Origin of the sequence: Aureimonas sp. N4 (genome assembly GCF_001463925.1) — a bacterium.
Lineage (GTDB): Bacteria > Pseudomonadota > Alphaproteobacteria > Rhizobiales > Rhizobiaceae > Aureimonas > Aureimonas ureilytica_A.
The window spans coordinates 73,475-91,368 of sequence record NZ_BBWS01000054.1 but is presented as its reverse complement, the minus strand read 5'-3'; the positions used below and the strand labels follow the sequence as shown (position 1 = coordinate 91,368).

At 66.3% G+C, this 17,894-nt stretch carries 13 protein-coding genes; 5 read left to right on the top strand and 8 right to left on the bottom strand.

Going from position 1 to position 17,894, the window contains the following annotated elements; translation table 11 throughout:
• Positions 1–11 precede the first annotated feature (11 nt).
• Entirely contained in the window at positions 12–1,307 is a 1,296-nt protein-coding gene (locus AUL28_RS18385) for an ABC transporter substrate-binding protein (protein ID WP_062235469.1), read from the top strand.
• A gap of 228 nt (positions 1,308–1,535) precedes the next feature.
• Complete coding sequence (locus AUL28_RS18380) at positions 1,536–2,336, top strand: phosphodiesterase (RefSeq protein WP_062235468.1); 801 nt, start codon at positions 1,536–1,538, stop codon at positions 2,334–2,336.
• Positions 2,337–2,491: 155 nt separating this feature from the next.
• Here AUL28_RS18380 and AUL28_RS18375 read toward each other — a convergent pair whose 3' ends face one another.
• From AUL28_RS18375 to AUL28_RS18355, 5 genes are all read right to left on the bottom strand, one after another.
• Positions 2,492–4,597, bottom strand: a complete 2,106-nt coding sequence (locus tag AUL28_RS18375) for a putative bifunctional diguanylate cyclase/phosphodiesterase (RefSeq protein ID WP_192843494.1) — start codon at positions 4,595–4,597, stop codon at positions 2,492–2,494.
• Between the two features lie 209 nt (positions 4,598–4,806).
• On the bottom strand, positions 4,807–5,622 hold the full coding sequence (locus tag AUL28_RS18370) for an inositol monophosphatase family protein (protein ID WP_082640565.1): 816 nt from the start codon (positions 5,620–5,622) through the stop codon (positions 4,807–4,809).
• Positions 5,623–5,630: 8 nt separating this feature from the next.
• Complete coding sequence (locus AUL28_RS18365; RefSeq protein ID WP_062235463.1) at positions 5,631–6,695, bottom strand: ABC transporter ATP-binding protein; 1,065 nt, start codon at positions 6,693–6,695, stop codon at positions 5,631–5,633.
• Positions 6,692–8,932 (bottom strand): ABC transporter permease, encoded by a 2,241-nt coding sequence (locus AUL28_RS18360; RefSeq protein ID WP_062235460.1) that lies wholly within the window; start codon positions 8,930–8,932, stop codon positions 6,692–6,694. The genes AUL28_RS18365 and AUL28_RS18360 overlap by 4 nt, the downstream gene beginning before the upstream one ends.
• 61 nt (positions 8,933–8,993) lie before the next feature.
• Complete coding sequence (locus tag AUL28_RS18355) at positions 8,994–10,019, bottom strand: ABC transporter substrate-binding protein (RefSeq protein ID WP_062235457.1); 1,026 nt, start codon at positions 10,017–10,019, stop codon at positions 8,994–8,996.
• Positions 10,020–10,150: 131 nt separating this feature from the next.
• Between AUL28_RS18355 and AUL28_RS18350 the strand changes: the two genes are divergently transcribed.
• Complete coding sequence (locus AUL28_RS18350) at positions 10,151–11,185, top strand: LacI family DNA-binding transcriptional regulator (protein WP_062235454.1); 1,035 nt, start codon at positions 10,151–10,153, stop codon at positions 11,183–11,185.
• Between the two features lie 228 nt (positions 11,186–11,413).
• Here AUL28_RS18350 and AUL28_RS18345 read toward each other — a convergent pair whose 3' ends face one another.
• Complete coding sequence (locus AUL28_RS18345) at positions 11,414–13,477, bottom strand: HAMP domain-containing methyl-accepting chemotaxis protein (protein ID WP_082640564.1); 2,064 nt, start codon at positions 13,475–13,477, stop codon at positions 11,414–11,416.
• Between the two features lie 548 nt (positions 13,478–14,025).
• Between AUL28_RS18345 and speB the strand changes: the two genes are divergently transcribed.
• Positions 14,026–14,973: an agmatinase gene (gene speB, locus AUL28_RS18340; RefSeq protein WP_062235560.1), complete on the top strand. Its 948-nt coding sequence runs from the start codon at positions 14,026–14,028 to the stop codon at positions 14,971–14,973.
• 121 nt (positions 14,974–15,094) lie between these two features.
• Here speB and AUL28_RS18335 read toward each other — a convergent pair whose 3' ends face one another.
• Positions 15,095–15,421: a hypothetical protein gene (locus AUL28_RS18335; RefSeq protein WP_062235449.1), complete on the bottom strand. Its 327-nt coding sequence runs from the start codon at positions 15,419–15,421 to the stop codon at positions 15,095–15,097.
• Between the two features lie 139 nt (positions 15,422–15,560).
• On the opposite strand from AUL28_RS18335, the gene AUL28_RS18330 reads away from it, so the two are divergent.
• Positions 15,561–15,995 (top strand): hypothetical protein, encoded by a 435-nt coding sequence (locus AUL28_RS18330; protein ID WP_156420068.1) that lies wholly within the window; start codon positions 15,561–15,563, stop codon positions 15,993–15,995.
• 205 nt (positions 15,996–16,200) lie between these two features.
• Here the strand turns inward: AUL28_RS18330 and AUL28_RS18325 are convergent, their stop codons facing one another.
• Complete coding sequence (locus AUL28_RS18325) at positions 16,201–17,823, bottom strand: ABC-F family ATP-binding cassette domain-containing protein (protein ID WP_062235443.1); 1,623 nt, start codon at positions 17,821–17,823, stop codon at positions 16,201–16,203.
• Positions 17,824–17,894: the final 71 nt, after the last annotated feature.

Below are 17,894 nucleotides of genomic sequence, written 5' to 3'. Positions count from 1 at the left end.
TGGAGTTCATCATGATCACGACACGACGGACCGCCCTCGGCGGCCTGGCGGCCGCGCTGACCCTTTTTTCGGTGGGACTGCCGGCGTTGGCGCAGGACAAGGTCACGCTCAACGTCCTCTACAACCTGCCAGGCTTCACGAAATTCCATCAGCCTTTGGCCGATCAGTTCATGAAGGCCCATCCCGATGTGACGATCAACTTCCTCGCGCCGGCCGCCGGCTACAACGAGGGGCAGCAGCAGGTTCTGCGCGCCGCCGTCACCGGCAATCTGCCCGATGTCTATTTCTCCGGCTACAATCTGACCGGCGAACTCGTGCACACGCTGAAGCCGCGCGGCCAGATCACCGATCTCGGCCCCTTCATCCAGAAGGAAGGCGGCCAGGCCTTCATGGACAAGAACTACAGCCCGAAAATGGCCGCGCTCGGCCAGGTGGACGGCGAGCAATACGGCCTGCCGGTCAACGCCTCCTCGCCGATCATCTACATCAACGCCGATCTCGTGAAGAAGGCGGGCGGCGACCCCGAGAACATGCCCAAGACCTTTGCCGGTCTCATCGAACTCGCCGCCAAGATCCACGCGCTCGATCCCAAGATCGCCGGCATGGGCTATGACATCAACGGCTGGCCGGACGACTGGCTGTGGCAGGCGCTGATCCTGGAGCAGGGCGGCAAGGTCGTGGACACGGCCGCCAAGACGGTCGGCTTCGACAACGAGATCGGCCTCAACGCCCTGAAGCTGACGCGCCGCTTCGTCACCGAGGGCGGCCAGACCCTGCTCGACTGGGACCAGTCGCGCCAGCAGTTCGGCGCGGGCCTCACCGGCTTCATCTTCTCGACGCCCGCCCATGTCCAGACCATCGAGGGGCTGGTGGGCGATCGCTTCGCGCTGAAGACCGCGACCTTCCCGCTCGACAACGCGGAAAAGGGCGGCGTCCCGACGGGTGGCAATTCGGCCGTGATCCTGACGCAGGACAAGGCCAAGCAGGACGCGGCCTGGGACTACTTGAAGTGGATCACCGGGCCGGAGGCGCAAAACCAGATCGTGCGCATCACCGGCTATCTGCCCACCAACAAGCTCGCCACCGGGCCGGACTATCTCGCGCCCTATTATGCCGAGCATCCGAACGTGAAGACCGCCTCGCTCCAGGCCGACCGCTCGCTGCCCTGGGCCGGTTATCCGGGCGGTGACTCGGTGCGCATCTGGCGCACCCAGCGCGACATCATCGGCACGGTGATGCGCGGCGAGGTGACGCCCGAAGCCGGGCTCAAGCAGATGGTCGAGCAGACCAACGCCTTGATGAAGTAACGGCACCAGCGGCCGCGAGGGCAAAGCCCTCGCGGCTTTGATCGAGACTATTTCGAAAATTCGCCGGGTCGGCTCGGCGGTGCTTTTCGTCCGGGCCTTCGTTGCCAATCCTCGCCGATGCCGCCGGCATCGACTGCGTTTGGCGCCTAGTCCCGAACCGAAAATCCCTCGCCGATCCTCCGCCGGGAACTTTCAAAACAGTCTCTTATACCGCAGGACCCCTGAGCGATGAAGATCATTCAAATCACCGACACGCATCTCATGCCGTCCGGCGTGGTGGTGAACGGCGTCGATCCCGAACAGCAGCTGCGCGCCGCCGTGGCCGATATCGTGGAGCGCCATGCCGACGCCGATCTCCTCGTCATGACGGGGGATCTCGGCAATCACGGCGACCCGCAGGCTTACGCCCTGCTTCGCGATATTCTAACGCCCGTTCCGTTCCCCATGCGCCTCCTTCTCGGCAATCACGACGACCGGCCGAACTTCATCGCGGCCTTTCCCGAGCAGCCGCTGGACGCGAACGGCTATGTCCAGTCGCATCTCGACACGCCCTTCGGCCGCCTCCTGTTTCTGGACAGCCACGAGGCCGGCGTGATCGGCGGCATCTATGGGGATGATCGTCTGGCCTGGCTTTCGTCCGCGCTGGCCGAGAGCGGCGACCAGCCCGTCACCGTCTTCGTCCACCATCCGCCGATCGAGGTCGGCATCGCGCATTTCGACGCGATCGGGATGCATGACGATGGGGCATTGATGCGGGTGCTCGGCCAGCATCCCGCCGGCATCCGCCATATCGTCTTCGGGCATATCCATGTGCCGCTGGCCGGCACGAGCGCGGAGGGCATCGCCTATAGTTCGGGACAGGCCTGCGCGCATCGCTTCATCACCGATCTCGACCGGCCCGATCTCTGGTGGACCGGCGGCCATCCCTCTTATCGCATCATCAAGCTGGATGCTCTCGGCTTCCGGGCCTATGGCGCGCAGGTGGGCGAGGTGCCGACCGTGAAAGCCACGATCTGCGCCGGCCCCTGAGAGCCAGCGGCAGCGGGACCTCGCGGGCGAGGGGCGGCCTGCGCGGGACCTGACCCATGGCCGCCTTGGCTTCGGGTCCGGGGTGCACCCGAGCCCCGGTATGTCGGCGGGCGACCTCAGGCGTTCACGCCCAGCCAAAGGTCAGCGGGCCTGCGTCATCTTCCGCAAGGATCGGGATTTTCGCCCGCGCTCGCAGGCTCCCCCTTGCGCCTATTCATGAGATCGCGGATCGCGCTCGCCTCCATCGGGCGGCCGGTGTGCCAGCCCTGCGCCTGCGACCAGCCATTGGCGCGCAGCCAGTCGAGCTGTTCGGCCGTCTCAACGCCCTCGGCGGTGGTGGTCATCGCCATCGCCCGGCCCATCTCGCCGGCAGCTCGGATGATGGCCTCGGATTGCGGCGAGCCCCCGATATCGCCGACGAAGCAGCGGTCGAGCTTGAGCTTGTCGAAGGGGAACGAGCGCAGATAGGACAGCGAGGAAAAGCCGGTTCCGAAATCGTCGAGCGCGATCCGCACGCCCGCCTCGCGCAGGGCGTGCAGCACGGCAATGTTGCGCTCGCTATCGTTCAGGAGCACGGACTCGGTGATTTCGAGTTCCAGCCGCGACGGCGCGATGCCGGCGTTCGAGAGCGCGTAAAGAACGCGCTCAGGGAGGGTTTCGTCGCGGATCTGGACGGGCGAGATGTTGACGGCGATCGTCCGGTCGTCGGGCCAAAGTGCGGCCTGCATACAGGCTTGCCGAAGAATCCAGTCGCCCATCTCGACGATCAGGCCCGTATCCTCGGCGAGGGGGATGAACTCGCCCGGCGAGATTTCGCCCAGCGTCGGATGGCGCCAGCGCACCAGCGCTTCGGCGCCCGCGATCCGCCCGGAGGCGATGTCGAGAAGCGGCTGGTAGACGAGGCGCAGTTCGCCGAGCACCAGCGCCACATCGAGATCGACCTTCATCGTCTGCCGGGCCTGCAGGCGCTCGGCCATGCCGTCGTCGAAGGCGCGGATCGCCCCGCGTCCGTCTTCCTTGGCGCGGTAGAGCGCGATGTCGGCCGCCTTGAACAGGTCGTTGGACGAGGTGTCGGCTGGCGAGGACTTGGCGGTCCCGATGCTGGCGGCCAGCTTGATCGCGATGCCGTCCACGAAGAAGCACTCGGTGAAGCTCTCCATCAGGCGCTCGGCCAGGGCCTCGACGCTGCGCCCATCGGCGCTCGGGCGATGGATCACGGCGAACTCGTCTCCGCCCAGGCGGGCGAGAACGTCCCTCTTGCCGATCGCCGACTGGAACCGGAGCGCCACTTTTCTCAGGAGCCTGTCACCCACCGGGTGGCCCAACGTGTCGTTCACCTCCTTGAAGAGGTCGAGGTCGAGAAGGAGTACGCTGGTGTCGCGCTCGGCCCGGTGCTCGAACGCCTCCTCCAGCGCCTTGTTGAAGAGGGCACGGTTGGCAAGGCCCGTCAGCTCGTCCCGATGCGCCTGTTCGATGAGCGCGTCGCTGGCGCGCTTGACCTCGGTGATGTCGCGAAAGAACACCGCGAGCCCATCGCTCGTGGGACAGACGTTGAGGTCGAGCCACCCGTCGCTATCGATCATCCCCGTCTCGAACCGAACGGGTCTGCCGGTTGCCAAGGCTTGTCGGTAGTGGATTTCGTAGTCGCTTCCGAGATAGTCTGGATAGATATCCCACAGGACATCCCCGATCTTCCCGTGACGCCGATCGTGTATGAACCGTGTGGCTTGCGCGTTCATGAAGGTGATGCGCCAATCCCGATCCATGACCACGACATGATCGGTCGTGCTTTCCAGCACGCGGAGCGCGAAGGCTTCGCTCTGCTTCGACGCCTCTTCGGCGACCCTCCTGTCGTGAGCGTCCTCCAGCGTACCGTACCAGCGAATGATCGATCCGTCTTCCGCCTTGCGTGGTGCGACGCGGACTTGGAACCAGCGCAGATCGCCGTTGCGCATGATGAGCCGAAAATCGGCCTGCGCGTCCTCACCGGTCGAAACAGCCTGCTGCCAGATCTCCTTCAGGGGTTCGACATCTTCGGAATGGACGGCAGCGACCCAACCGTTCCCCAGGCATTCCTCGACGCTCAGCCCGGTCAGCACCGTCCAGAGCGGCGGAAGTTCCATGAGGTCGCCGTTCGGCGCCGCCATCCAGGGAATTCGATTGCTGAGTTCACAGGCGTAGCGGTAGCGGATGTCCTGTTCGCGGATCTGGTCTTGCAGGTCCGCGATGATCCGATTCTGAACGGCGATCCGTTCCGCCATCCTTTCGGCGGGTGGCGAGTCGATTTCGCATTCGCCCGGGGGGACCCGCTGATGCATATCGATCACTGGGCTCCCACCCCTCAGCACTGCCAATGTTTCGCGCCGATGATAGGTGAAGTCACTTAAAAATTGTGTTGCGGGGCCAACGAAACCATTCGCTTGTGCGATGTGCGGGAGAACGAGCGCGCAGCCGGACGCGCCGCTTCCCTTCAGGCGGGCTTCGCCCCGATGATCCGCAGGAGATCGGCCCGTGTGCCGGGACAGCCCGCGACGACGGGACCGCCATCCATCAGGCCGCTCCACTCGGCGGGCTCAACGATCCAGCCGCCAGCTTCTTCCACCAGAAGAAAGCCGGCATAGCAGTCCCAGGCGTTCATATGCGGCTCCCAATAAGCCGCCAGACGCCCGGCCGCGACATAGGCCAGCATCAAGGCGCCGGAGCCGTTGCGGATGAACATGCCGCCTTCGGTGAGAAGCTGCTCCACGATGCGCGAGACGGTGGCGGCGGGAACGCGGTGATTGGCGCCGAGCCCCAGAATGCCGGTCTGGAGCGTCGCGCTCTCCGACACGCGGATCGGCTGGCCGTTCATCGTCGCGCCCGCCCCGCGCCGGGCGGAATACAGCTCGTCCGTCGTCGGCGCGTAGATCACACCCGCCACGATCCGCTCGCCCTGCATCAGGGCGATGGACACGCACCAGGCCGGAATGCCTGATACGAAAGGGCTCGTGCCGTCGATCGGGTCCATCACCCAGCGAAAGCCCGATCGGCCCTCCTGAAGCCCGTATTCCTCGCCGAGCAGTCCGTCCTCGGGGAAGCTCGCCGCGATGCGCTCGCGCAGCAAGGTCTCGACCTCCTTGTCGGCGATGGAGACGACATCCTGCCCGTTCATCTTCTGGTCGACCGTCAGGCGCGAGCGGTCGCGGAAATAGGATAGCGCGACGCGCCCGCCCTCCCGCGCGATGGCTTCGGCCAGCGTCTGGCGCGCGCGGATGGCGTGGTCGGTGGTTTCGTTCATGTCGGTCATGATCTCTCTCAGGCCGGGATCAGGGCGACGCCCCGCTCGTGCAGGCCGATGCCGATGGCGCTGGAAACGGGGCGCACGGTCTCGATGGCGGTATCCACCACGAAAAGGCGGCCGAGCGCGGTTTCCACCTCGTATTCGATGTGATCGCCCAGATACGCCGCGCTGGCGACGCGCCCGTCCAGCCGATCGGGCCGGGGCTCGCCCAGCGTGATGGCGTTCGGGCGGATCGCGAGCTGGGCCGCGCCTTCGCGCGCCGTCGCCGCGCGGATCGGATGGCGCAGCCCGCCGAGCCGGGCCTCTAGCCCGCCATCGCCCGCGCGCGCGACCTCGCAGGGCACGACATTGGCCTCGCCGATGAAGTCGGCAATGAAGGAGGAGGCGGGCGTCTCGTACAATTCGCGGGGCGAGCCGGCCTGCGCGATCTCGCCGCTCTTCATCACCACGATCCGGTCGGACACGGCCAGCGCCTCCTCCTGATCGTGCGTGACATAGACGGCGGTGAAGCCGAGGCGCTGTTGCAACTCGCGGATTTCGGTGCGCACATGACGGCGCAGCCGCGCGTCGAGATTGGAGAGCGGCTCGTCCAGAAGCAGAACCTGCGGCTCCAAGACGAGGGCCCGCGCGACCGCGACGCGCTGCTGCTGGCCGCCCGATAGCTCGCTCGGCAGGCGTTCGGCGAAGCCTTCGAGGCCGACCAGCGCCAGCCCATCTTTTGCCCGCTCCAGCGCCTCGCGCTTGGAGCGTCCGCCCGAGCGCAAGCCATAGGCGACGTTCTCGCCGACGCTCATATGCGGGAACAGCGCGTAGGACTGGAACACCATCGAGACGTCGCGCTCGTTGGCGGGCAGGTTGGTGACGTCCCGCCCGCCGATCAGGATGCGCCCGGCGGTCGGCTGTTCGAGCCCGGCCAGCATCCGCAGCGTCGTGGTCTTGCCGCAGCCGGACGGCCCCAGCAGCGTCACCAGCGTTCCCGGCTCGATGTCGAAGGAGAGCGAGCGGATGGCGAGGACGGCGCCGAAGCGCTTTTCGACGGCTTCGAAACGGACGGAGCCCTTGGCGGCGGTCTGGGTCATGCGACCTTCTCCTGCGAAAGCGTGGCGGCAGTCGTGGGGGCTGCGGCGGCGGGCGCGGTGTTGCGCGTTTCGCGCCGCAAGGTGCGTTTGCCGACGAGGAGCTGGAACAGGCCGATGACGACGACCATCACCGCGATCAGCATGGTGGAATAGGCGATGGCGACGCCGTATTCGCCGTTCTCCGTCAGGCCGACGATATAGGAGGTCGCCATATTGTACTGCGCGCTGACCAGGAAGATCACGGCGCTGATCGAGGTGATCGAGCGCACGAAGGAATAGACCAGCGCCGCGACGATGGCGGGCTTCAGCAACGGCAGCACGACGCGCCGCAGCGTGGTGAAGGAGTTGGCCCCCAGCGTCAGCGAGGCCTCGTCGAGGCTCCGGTCGAGCTGGCTCATGGCCGCGATGCCGCCGCGCACGCCGACCGGCATGTTGCGGAAGACGAAGCAGATCACGAGGATCATCGCCGTGCCCGTCATCTCGATGGGCGGCAGGTTGAAGGCAAGCACATAGGACACGCCGATGACCGTGCCGGGAATGGCGAAGGAGAGCATCAGCACGAATTCCAGCATCTCGCGGCCCGCAAAGCGCTGGCGCACTAGGAGATAGGCCGACAGGAGGCCGACCAGGGCGGTGAGCGGGGCGGCGATCAGCGCGATCTCCATCGTCGTCCAGAACGAGTTCCAGGCAACGCCCGTCCAGCGCAACCCGCTTTCGCCCGAGGCGACCGAGAAGGCCTTGGCGTAGTGGTCGAGCGTCAGCGTGTTGTCGAGGCCGAGGGTGCGCACGAAACTGCCAAAGACGATCATGGCATAGACGGTGAGCGTGAAGACGACCCAGATCGAAACCGCGCCGACGACGATGGCGCGCAGCTTGGGGTCCAGCGGCACATGGCGGCCGGAATCGCCCTTGCCGGTGACGGTCGTGTAGGAGCGCCCGCGCAGCCAGACGCGCTGGAGGAAGAAGGCCGAGAGCGTGAAGGCGAGGAGCACGAGAGCGAGAACGGCCGCACGAGCCGGGTCGTTCTGCGCGCCGACGACGGCGAAGAAGATTTCGGTCGAAAGGACGCCATGGCTGCCGCCGAGCACCAGCGGATTGCCGAAATCGGCCATGCTTTCGATGAAGCCCACCAGAAAGGCGTTGGCGAGGCCGGGGCGCATCAGCGGGAAGGTGACGGTCCAGAAGGTGCGCCAGCGGTTGGCGCGCATGGTCTGCGCGGCCTCCTCCATGGCGGGGCTGATGCCTTCCATGACGCCGATCAGCACCATGAAGGCGATCGGCGTGAAGCTCAGCATCTGCGCGATCCAGATGCCGGGCAGGCCATAGAGCCAGCGCCCGCCATCGAGGCCCGTCAGCGTCAGAATGGTCTGCGTGACGACGCCCGAGCGCCCGAAGAGGAGGATCAGCGCGAGACCGATCACGAAGGGCGGCGTGATGATCGGCAGGATCGTCAGAAGGCGCAGGAGGCGCTTGAAGGGAAAGCCCGTGCGCGTGGCCACCAGCGCGAAGGCAAGGCCGAGGATTGTCGTGCCGAGGCCGGTGCAGATGGCGAGCGTCACGGTGCGCCAGGCGAGGCCGCAATTGCCCGAGCCCGTCAGGCAGCCGAGCGACCAGATCGAGGGGTCCTGGATATTGGTGAGGAAGCTGGTGGCGTCGAACGAGCCGTCGAGCGCCTGGAACGCGCCGGCAAAGAGGCTCGCCAGCGGATAAAGAACGAAGGCCGTGACCAGCGCGACGACAAGCGCGATGGCCGACAGAACGAAGGCATCGCCTCGCAGGCGGCCGCGCTCGGCCAGACCAAAAGACAGAAACAGAAGGAAGGCCAGGGCGAGGGCGAAAGCGCCGAGACCGAAGGGCGGCTGGCCGTCCTCCAGCGGGCCGAACAGGGATTCCCAGCCGCTCCAGTTCCAGCCGCCATAGCCGATTGCCAGCCCTTCCGCGACGAGACAGGCGAGGCCGATGCCGCCGACAGCGGCCAGCCACCGCCCGCGCCGCTCTCCTGGCGGCGTGAAGCGCAGGGCGAGCGCAGCCGCGATGGCAAGCGCCAAAGGCACGAGCCAGAGCGCGGAGCGCACTCCGATCTGCACCAGAGCGGGCGCGGCTTCGCGCGCGAGCAGCCAGGAGGCGACCCAGCCCCCGTTCCAGATGCCGCCCTCCAGCCCGTACCAGGGCAGGAGCGCGAAGGCGACGAGGGCGAGCAGCAGCGCGCCGTCGAGCCGGCGAACACGCGAATCCATCGGCAAGTCCTCCCGTTGACTGAGACAGGCGGGCGCTCATCCAGCGCCCGCCGACGTCGGATCAGTTGGCGGAGGCGCCGATCTCGCGGTCCCAGCGCTCCAGAAGCGCCTTGCGGGTCTCGGCATTGCCGTATTTGGCGAAGTCGTAGTCGATCAGCTTGATCTCGCCGAGCTTGGGCGCTTCGGGCGGCACGGTGGCGCTCTTGTTGGAGGGCAGCTGGAAACTGTCGGCCTCGGCGGCCTTGGACTGGACCTCGGCCGAAAGCGCCCAGTCGTAGAAGATCTTGGCGTTCTCGAGATTTTTGGCGCCCTTGACGATCGACATGGAGCCGACCTCGAAGCCCGTGCCCTCGCACGGGGCGACGGTTTTGACCGGGAAGCCCTGCTTGGTCATCGCCACCGCGTCATGCATAAAGACGATGCCGATGCCGGTCTCACCGCGCGCCGCCGCCTTGACCGGGGCCGAGCCGGACTTGGTATATTGCGTGACATTGGCGTTGAGCGCCTTCTGATAGGCGAAGGCTTCATCCTCGCCCATCAGCTGCACCAGCGTCGCGAGCGCGGTATAGGCGGTGCCCGAGGAGTTTGGATTGGCGATCTGGATTTCGCCCTTGTATTTCGCGTCCGTCAGGTCCTTCCAGCAGGCCGGGGCGTCCAGCCCCTTCTTGGCGAGGATCTCGGTGTTGTAGCCCCAGCCGAGCGCGCCGGAATAGATGCCGACCGTGCGATAGCCCGACACTTCGGCCTGTTTCTGCGCCCAGGGCTGAAGCTGCTCCAGCATGGGGGATTTATACTCCGCCGTCAGCTTGTCGTCGGCGGCCTGAAGATGCGGGTCGCCCGTGCCCGCCCACCAGAGATCGGTCTTGGGATTGCGCGCTTCGGCGCGAAGCCGGGCATAGGCCTCGCCCGAACTCATGCGCACCATGTTGACGTCGATGTCGTGATCGGCCTCAAACAGGCGCTCCATCAGCTCGCACCATTTCACGTCGGCGGCGCAGATCAGGTTCAGCGTTCCGGCTGCCTGAGCGGGAAGGGGAGCGGACGCCGCTCCCACGAGCATGGCGGCGATGAGAAGTTTGGTGCGCATTGTCGAGCCTCCCAGCATCGTTGGTACTTTGCACTCCTGTGCAAGCTCGACGTTTCGATCCTGGTTGTCAACCTTTTCGAGTTCTGCCATCGTCGCCCCTGTCGACGTTGCACGGCCTTGCAGACAGAGCGATGACGAAACACAAGGGATACGAGGAGGCGGCGCGTCCGGTCGCCTTTGCGAGCGCGCAGGAAGTGGCGCGGCTGGCGGGCGTCTCGCGCTCGGCGGTGTCGCGCGCCTTCACGCCGGGCGCCAGCATCTCGCCCGACACGCGCGCCAAGGTCGAGGCCGCCGCAGCCGAGCTCGGCTACCATGTCAACCATCTGGCGCGCGGGCTGATGCGCCAGCAGACGGGGATCGTCTGCCTGGTCGTCGCCGACATCCACACGCCCTATCTGTCGAGCCTGATCGAAACCCTGTCGCGCGTCCTGCAGGAGGCCGGCAAGGTCGTCATGGTGCTGAACGCGGGGCGCGCCTCCGGGCGGGTGGACGAGGCACTGCGCCAGACGCTCAACTACCGCGCCGACGCGACCCTGGTTCTGTCGGGCACGCCCTATCGCTCGATCGCGCAGAGCTGCCTCGACAGCGGCCAGCGTCTGATCCTTCTCAATCGCGACGACCACTTGCCCGGTACGGTCAATCTCTCGGTGGACAATGCGCGCGCCGCCCGCACCGCCGCCAACCTGTTTCTACGCGCGGGCTATCGGCGCCTCGCCCTCGTCACCTCCGGGATCGGAACCCCCAGCCTCACCGCTCGGCGGGACTGTTTCCTCGCCACCGCGCGCGAGGCGGGCCGGCAGGTCGCCGTCTGGGAGGGCGGGGCCACGGCCTATGAAAGCGGCCTTCAGGGGGGAACCGAGCTGTTCGCCTCCGACGATCCGCCCGATGCCGTCTTTGCCGTGACCGATCTTCTGGCCTGCGGCGTTCTGGACGCCGCGCGCCATCGCTTCGGCCGCAGCGTGCCGGGGGAGGTCGGCGTGATTGGGTTCGACGATATCGAGCAGGCGGGCTGGGCCTCCTACGATCTCACCACCTTCGCGCAGCCCGTATCCGACATCAGCCAATGGATGGTGCGCATCGTCGCGGGCGGCATTGTGGACGAGCCGGCGGATCGGGTATTCGAGGCCCCACTCGTCTGGCGCTCGTCGGTGGCGCGCCAGTTGTAATCGCTCGGCCCACGGCGCTTTTCGCGGGCGGGACGAACGAGCCTTCAGACCGGCCGGGACGTGCGGGTGCGTGAGGCTCCGCCGTATTGCTCTGCCGGCTTTTGCGACGGGACGCCCGCGTAACCGTCCGCTTCCTCGACTGCCGGCGTGTCCAAGCATGGGCTCGGCGGCCGGAGGCGGGGTCATCGGAGCCTCCGCCCCCCTCCACGCCTTTGGCCGATGGCCGCCTTACGCGCTCATCCGATCGAACGCGTCATCCAGATCGAGGCTCATCCCCGGCTTCTTCGCCGGCGATGCGGCGGCGGCCTTGGCCGCGTGCTGGTGTCCGAACTCGCTCACCCGCTCCTGCAAGGCACGCACGGCCTGCTGGCGATCCGGCTTCCGGGGGGCAGGGGCCGAGGGTGCCGTGGGGGCAGGGGTGAGGGCCGCGCCGGTCTTGAAGAAGCTGGTGCGCTCGCTCAGGCGATAGGCTTCCGTCGACAATTGGCTGGCGGTCGCCGCCATCTCGTTGGCCGCGCCGGCATTCGACTGCGTGACCTGATCGAGCTGGACGATGGACTGGTTGATCTGCTGGATACCGATCGACTGCTCGCGGCAGGCGGCCGAAATCTCCGCCACCAGCTCCGAGGTGCGTCTGATGTCGGGAACCAGCGTGTCGAGCATCCGGCCCGCTTCGTCGGCGACGGCGAGCGTGTCGCCCGAAAGATGGCTGATCTCGCCCGCCGCCTGCTGGGAGCGCTCCGCCAGCTTGCGCACTTCCGAGGCGACCACCGCAAAGCCCTTGCCATGCTGGCCGGCGCGCGCCGCCTCGATGGCTGCGTTCAACGCCAGAAGGTCGGTCTGACGCGCGATTTCCTGAACCACCGTGATCTGCGCGGCGATGGTGCGCATGGCCTCGACGGATTTGGCGACCGCTTCGCCGCTGCGTTCGGCGCTGGTCGCGGCCTGCGCCGCGATCTTTTCGGTCTGCGAGGCGTTCTCGGCGTTCTGCCGGATGTTGGACGACATCTGCTCGACGGCCGCCGAGGCTTGCTCGGAGGCCGCCGCCTGCTCCGACGAGCCGGACGAGAGCTGCTCGGCGGTGGCCGCCGCGAGAGACGAGCCTTGCTGAACCTGCGTCGTGGATGCGGACACGGAGCCGGCAATGTCGAGAAGCTTGTCGCGCATGTCGCTCATGGCGCGCTGAAGATCGGCGATCTCGTCATTTCCCTTCACGGCGATCGGCTGGGACAGGTCGCCGGAGCCGATCGTCCTCGCCACATGGATGGACCGCGACAGGCCCCGCGACACGGACAGGGCCATCCACACCGCGGCAGCCGTACCGGCCAGGACGGCCGCGCCGACGATCAGGATGAGAAGATTGCGCGTCGATCTATAGCTCGTATCGGAATCCGTCAGGAACGCCTGCGTCATCTGATCGCCCCGTGTGTCCAGGGCGTCGATCCGCGCGGCGGCCGCTTCGGTGCCGGGAACGAGTTTGTCGGCGATCAGGTCCGCCATCTTGGCTCCGAGATTCTGGAGCCCGATATCGGCCTGGGCGCGAAAATCCGCGAAGGCCGTATTCCAGCCGTTGCGCAAACCCGCGACCTCGGCCGATGACGCAGACCCCAGCAGGGTTTCGAGCTTCGCCCAAGCCTGCGCAAGCTGGCCGTTGGTCTTGTCGAGATCCGCGCTCAGGTTGTCGAGCTCGGTTTGCTTGTCGAGCAACAGGGCACCGACCGTGTCCAAACGCGCGCGATCCATGAGGCCGAAGATGGTCTGAGCGGTGATCTGCCAGTCCGCCGAGCCGGAGCGGCCGCTGCTCTGCCCGAGCGCTGTCAGGCGCGCCTTCAAGGCCTCGACGGACTCGTTGGTGGACCGGAAAACGGTCTTGGCGCCTCCGGCATCGTATTTCAGGCCGGTGGCGATGGTTTCGTCTGAGATTTGCCGCAGCGCGTCGAGAGAGGGGCGCAGATCGGCGAACTCCCGGCGTCCCGCTTCATCCATGATGGAGAACGCCGCATCCATGTTTCGATCGATGGCCTGCCAGGCGCTTTGATAATCTCTCTTGGCCTGATTGGCGGATGTCTCGTCGTCGGTCGCCAAGGTCAGAAGCACGGAGCGACGAATATCGGACAAGGCCTTGGCCATATCGCCGGTCTGGCTGTTCAACGCAAACGGCGCCTCCACGAAACGTTTGAACGTTCCGTTGCTGTCGCTCAAGCTTTGCACGCCGATATAGCCGACAGCCGCAGTCAAGGCCAAGATGGCTGCAAAGCTGACGCCAAGCTTCAACTTCATCGTCATGCGCATTTTTTGGCGATCCTCATGAAACTTCGGTCGACTTAATTTTCAGGGTGGCAGAAAAGGCGTCAATATGCTTCACATGCTGTGATTAATATTCGATCAAGCCGTTTCGATTCGAAACTTCCGAAATGGGTTTGCGAATGCGACAGGCGGCCGCATCGCCTGCGCGAGGCAGGGAACCGCCGGATGATCGGGGCGCAGACGCGGCTTTTAGATGTCTCGTAAGACGCGTTATGGAACCTAATGCGCGGCTCTGCGCCGGACGCAGACGCGAACTCGTTCGCGACGATCGAGCCGTCTGCGCTGCGCGGTCCTTCGGCTGCGCAGCGGTTACGGGGCGCACGCGCTAAGCCGTCGCGCCGTCTTGGGGCTATTGGGTCTTGGCACCCTTCACCCAGCACCCGTCTTCGGCCCGATCTTCCCGACCGCCCTCTCGCCAAAGCCTTGCATCCCCGCACGCTCTTCCCGACAAAGGTCATATCTCTCACTCGGGATGGGAGCGAACCGCCCCGTTTCGGGCCGGACGAGCGACGAGGACAAGGATGGGTTCCGCGATGACGCCAGCCGAACAGACGCGTTTCAAGCCACTCGATTCCGGCATCGTGCCGCGCTTTGCGGGTTCGGCGACCTTCATGCGACTGCCGCAGGCCCGGCCGGACGAGGTGGACATCGCGCTGGTCGGCGTGCCCTTCGACGGCGGCGCGACGAACCGGACGGGTGCGCGCCACGGGCCGCGCGAAATCCGCAATCAGTCGAGCCTCGTGCGGGCCGTGCATCACGTCACCGGCCTCTCACCCTTCGATGCCTTACGCATTGCCGATTGCGGTGACGCGCCGGTCAACCCGCTCGATCTCATGGCGAGCTTCGCCTCGATCGAAGCCTTCTTCCGCGAGATCGCGGATGCGGGCGCGCGGCCGCTCACCGCCGGGGGCGATCATTCGATCACGCTCCCGATCCTGCGCGGCCTTCACCGGGGCGAGCCGGTCGGCCTCATCCATTTCGACGCGCATTCCGACACGTTCGACGACTTCTTCGGCCAGCGCTACAACCACGCGACGCCCTTCCGGCGGGCGATCGAGGAAGGCTTGATCGACCCCAAACGTTCGATCCAGATCGGCATTCGCGGCGCGATCTCCTCGGCGGCGAATTTCGACTATGCCCGTGAGGCCGGCATCCGCATCGTCTTCATCGAGGAATTCGCCGAACGCGGCGTCGCCTCCGTGATAGACGAGGCGCGCCATCTCGTGGGTGATCGCCCAACCTATGTCTCGTTCGACATCGACGGGATCGATCCGTCCTTCGCGCCGGGCACCGGTACGCCGGAAATCGGCGGCTTCACGACCCGCGAAGCGCAAGCCATGGTTCGCCGCCTCGCCGGGCTCGACATCGTGGGCGCCGATCTGGTCGAGGTCTCGCCGCCGCTCGACCCCACCGGGCTGACGGCGCTGACCGGCGCGACGATGATGTTCGAACTCCTCTGCGCCATGAGCGGCAATCCCTGATCCGGCATCGGGCCGGCGATCAGTCCAGGATCACATGCGGGACGAAGCGCGACAGGTTCCAAGACAACCGGCGGACGGTGGCGGGCCGGGCCTGACGCTTCCCGCATAGCGTTCAAGGCGTCTAGCGGCCGCCCTTGGTCGCGGAATGAAAGTCGGCGGGCTTGTTGGCGACCCATTTGACGAAGCGCGCGACCGCCTCGTTGTTCGTCAGCGCGATGCCCATTTCCGCGTGGCGGACGAGTTCGCTGGCCGAGAAATTAGCGTCGATGGTTTCCCGGCAGATCGGATGGACGGGCACCGTGTCACGCCCGCCCCGGCTCTTGGGGATCGGGTGAAAGCGATCGACGGTCTTCCCGAGCGGGCGTCCGCAGAGCCAGCAGGGCTCCGCTGGCGCCTCCTCCACGGCCTCGTCGGCGATCCAGTCCGTATCCCGGTTCTTGCGTGCCATCCGGCAATCCCTATCCTGCGATCCGCGAGCGCTCCATCCACTGAAGGCCCCATCGGTCCTGCGGCGAGTGATGGGACGGAGCACGGCGCTCGGTCAAGCGAAAGCGACGTGCCAGATGGTCACCGGGAGCTCCCGGGCGGTGCGCCGATCGTCGCCAGTCGCGCAGCGGCGCAGCGTGGCGCGGCGGGTCACGACACCCGACCGGCGCCGCCCGCTATGCCGCCGGTCAGACCCACAGCCTCTTTACGGCGGATCGGATGAATGGCCAGTTCGGCTCGCGCGCGATCGCCTCCACCGTCCCGAACTCGCGGCTTCTCTGCGCGACCGCACGGCTGCGCTCTGCGTCACCTATGATGTCGCCGTCGTGGCGCGGGTCGCCGACCGGCTCATGGGGCTGCACCGTGGCGAGCTGATGGAAACCGGCGAATTGGGCCGCCTCATCACGCAAAGGCAAGGCGATGCCAAGCGCCGGCTTGTGGCCGAGCGCGAGGGCGCGCTGTCGGGCACGGGCGTGCCTTATCAGGCCGGCGGGTCGCTACCGAGGGTCGAAAGCGTGACGGCCGCATTGGCCTAACCGCATTGGGCCGACCGCCGATCGCGACACGTTTCATCTCACCGGCGAGCACGTCGCCTTCGAGAACGGCGTCGAAGTGCACCGGCGGGTCTGGGACGAGCGCATCGCGCGCGATCACCTGTAGGTGGCGCGGCAAGCCGAACGGAGCGCCCTGCTGCGCACGGCAGAGGCCCGAAGATCTGGGCCTCTGTCGTAACCTGAATCCTCAGCTCCGCAGGCCCGGCGCTTCCTGGCCGGTGCGCTCGACATATTCGGAATAGCCGCCGCCATAGAGATGCGGGCCTTCGGGCGTCAGCTCCAGCACGCGGTTGGAGAGCGCCGCCAGGAAGTGGCGGTCGTGGCTGACGAACAGCATCGCGCCCTCATAGCGTTGAAGCGCCTCTACCAGCATCTGCTTGGTGGCGATGTCCAGATGGTTGGTCGGCTCGTCGAGCACGAGGAAGTTCGGTGGGTCGAACAGCATCTGGGCCATGACCAGCCGCGCCTTCTCGCCGCCCGACAGGACGCGGCACTTCTTCTCCACATCGTCGCCCGTGAAGCCGAAGCAGCCGGCGAGCGCGCGCAAGGGGGCTTGGCCCGCCTGCGGGAAGTTGTCTTCCAGCGATTGCAGAACCGAGCGCTCGCCGTCGAGCACTTCCATCGAGTGCTGCGCGAAATAGCCCATCTTGACGCTCGGGCCGCGCGAGACCGTCCCGGCATCGGGCTCCGAAGCGCCGGCAATGATCTTCAAAAGCGTCGATTTGCCCGCCCCGTTCACGCCCATGATGCACCAGCGCTCGCGCCGGCGGACCTGGAAGTCGAAACCCTCGTAGATGGTACGCTCGCCATAGCGCTTGTGAACGCCCTTGACGGTGGCGACGTCCTCGCCCGAGCGGGGTGCGGGCTGAAATTCGAAGCGCACGGTCTGCTGACGCTTGGGCGGCTCGACGCGCTCGATCTTGTCGAGTTTCTTGACGCGGCTCTGCACCTGCGCGGCGTGGCTGGCGCGCGCCTTGAAGCGCTCGATGAAGGCGACTTCCTTGGCCAGCATCGCCTGCTGGCGCTCGAACTGCGCCTGCTGCTGAACCTCGGCGATGGCGCGCTGCCCGCGATAGAACTCGTAGTCGCCGGAATAGGAGGTGAGCGCCCCGCCGTCGATCTCGATGATCTTGGTGACGATACGGTTCATGAACTCGCGGTCGTGCGAGGTCATCAGGACCGCACCGTCGAAGCCCTTGAGAAAGCTCTCCAGCCAGATCAGGCTTTCGATGTCGAGATGGTTCGAGGGCTCGTCGAGAAGCATGATGTCGGGGCGCATGAGAAGAATTTTTGCCAGCGCCACGCGCATCTTCCAGCCGCCCGACAGCGCGCCGACATCGCCGTCCATCATCGACTGGCTGAAACCCAGACCATCCAGCACCTCGCGGGCGCGCCCGTCCAGCGCATAGCCGTCCAGCTCGTCGTAGCGCCCCTGCACTTCGCCGTAGCGGGTGACGATCTCGTCCATCTCGTCGGCGCGATCGGGGTCAGCCATAGCCGCTTCCAGCTCGGCCATCTCGGCGGCCAGCGTGCTGACCGGCCCGACGCCGTCCATGACCTCGACCACTGCGATGCGGCCCGTCATGTCGCCGACATCCTGGCTGAAATAGCCGATGGTCACGCCGCGATCCACCGAGACCTGCCCCTCGTCGGGCAGTTCCTGGCCGGTGATCATGCGAAACAGCGTGGTCTTGCCCGCGCCGTTGGGGCCGACGAGACCGATCTTCTCGCCGCGCTGGAGCGCCGCCGACGCCTCGATGAAGACAATCTGCTTGCCGTTCTGCTTGCCGATGTTTTCAAGGCGGATCATCAGGGAATTCCAGGTCGATGCGAGGAGGAAGCCGCCTCAAACCATCCCAATGCCCCCCGCGCAAGGGGCCG

Excerpts from the sequence above, each read along its gene's own strand:
- AUL28_RS18385 (WP_062235469.1), top strand. The coding sequence starts at position 12 with ATGATCACGACACGACGGACCGCCCTCGGCGGCCTGGCGGCCGCGCTG.
- AUL28_RS18380 (WP_062235468.1), top strand. The coding sequence starts at position 1,536 with ATGAAGATCATTCAAATCACCGACACGCATCTCATGCCGTCCGGCGTG.
- AUL28_RS18375 (WP_192843494.1), bottom strand. The coding sequence starts at position 4,597 with ATGGCGGAACGGATCGCCGTTCAGAATCGGATCATCGCGGACCTGCAA.
- AUL28_RS18370 (WP_082640565.1), bottom strand. The coding sequence starts at position 5,622 with ATGACCGACATGAACGAAACCACCGACCACGCCATCCGCGCGCGCCAG.
- AUL28_RS18365 (WP_062235463.1), bottom strand. The coding sequence starts at position 6,695 with ATGACCCAGACCGCCGCCAAGGGCTCCGTCCGTTTCGAAGCCGTCGAA.
- AUL28_RS18360 (WP_062235460.1), bottom strand. The coding sequence starts at position 8,932 with ATGGATTCGCGTGTTCGCCGGCTCGACGGCGCGCTGCTGCTCGCCCTC.
- AUL28_RS18355 (WP_062235457.1), bottom strand. The coding sequence starts at position 10,019 with ATGCGCACCAAACTTCTCATCGCCGCCATGCTCGTGGGAGCGGCGTCC.
- AUL28_RS18350 (WP_062235454.1), top strand. The coding sequence starts at position 10,151 with ATGACGAAACACAAGGGATACGAGGAGGCGGCGCGTCCGGTCGCCTTT.
- AUL28_RS18345 (WP_082640564.1), bottom strand. The coding sequence starts at position 13,477 with ATGCGCATGACGATGAAGTTGAAGCTTGGCGTCAGCTTTGCAGCCATC.
- speB (WP_062235560.1), top strand. The coding sequence starts at position 14,026 with ATGACGCCAGCCGAACAGACGCGTTTCAAGCCACTCGATTCCGGCATC.
- AUL28_RS18335 (WP_062235449.1), bottom strand. The coding sequence starts at position 15,421 with ATGGCACGCAAGAACCGGGATACGGACTGGATCGCCGACGAGGCCGTG.
- AUL28_RS18325 (WP_062235443.1), bottom strand. The coding sequence starts at position 17,823 with ATGATCCGCCTTGAAAACATCGGCAAGCAGAACGGCAAGCAGATTGTC.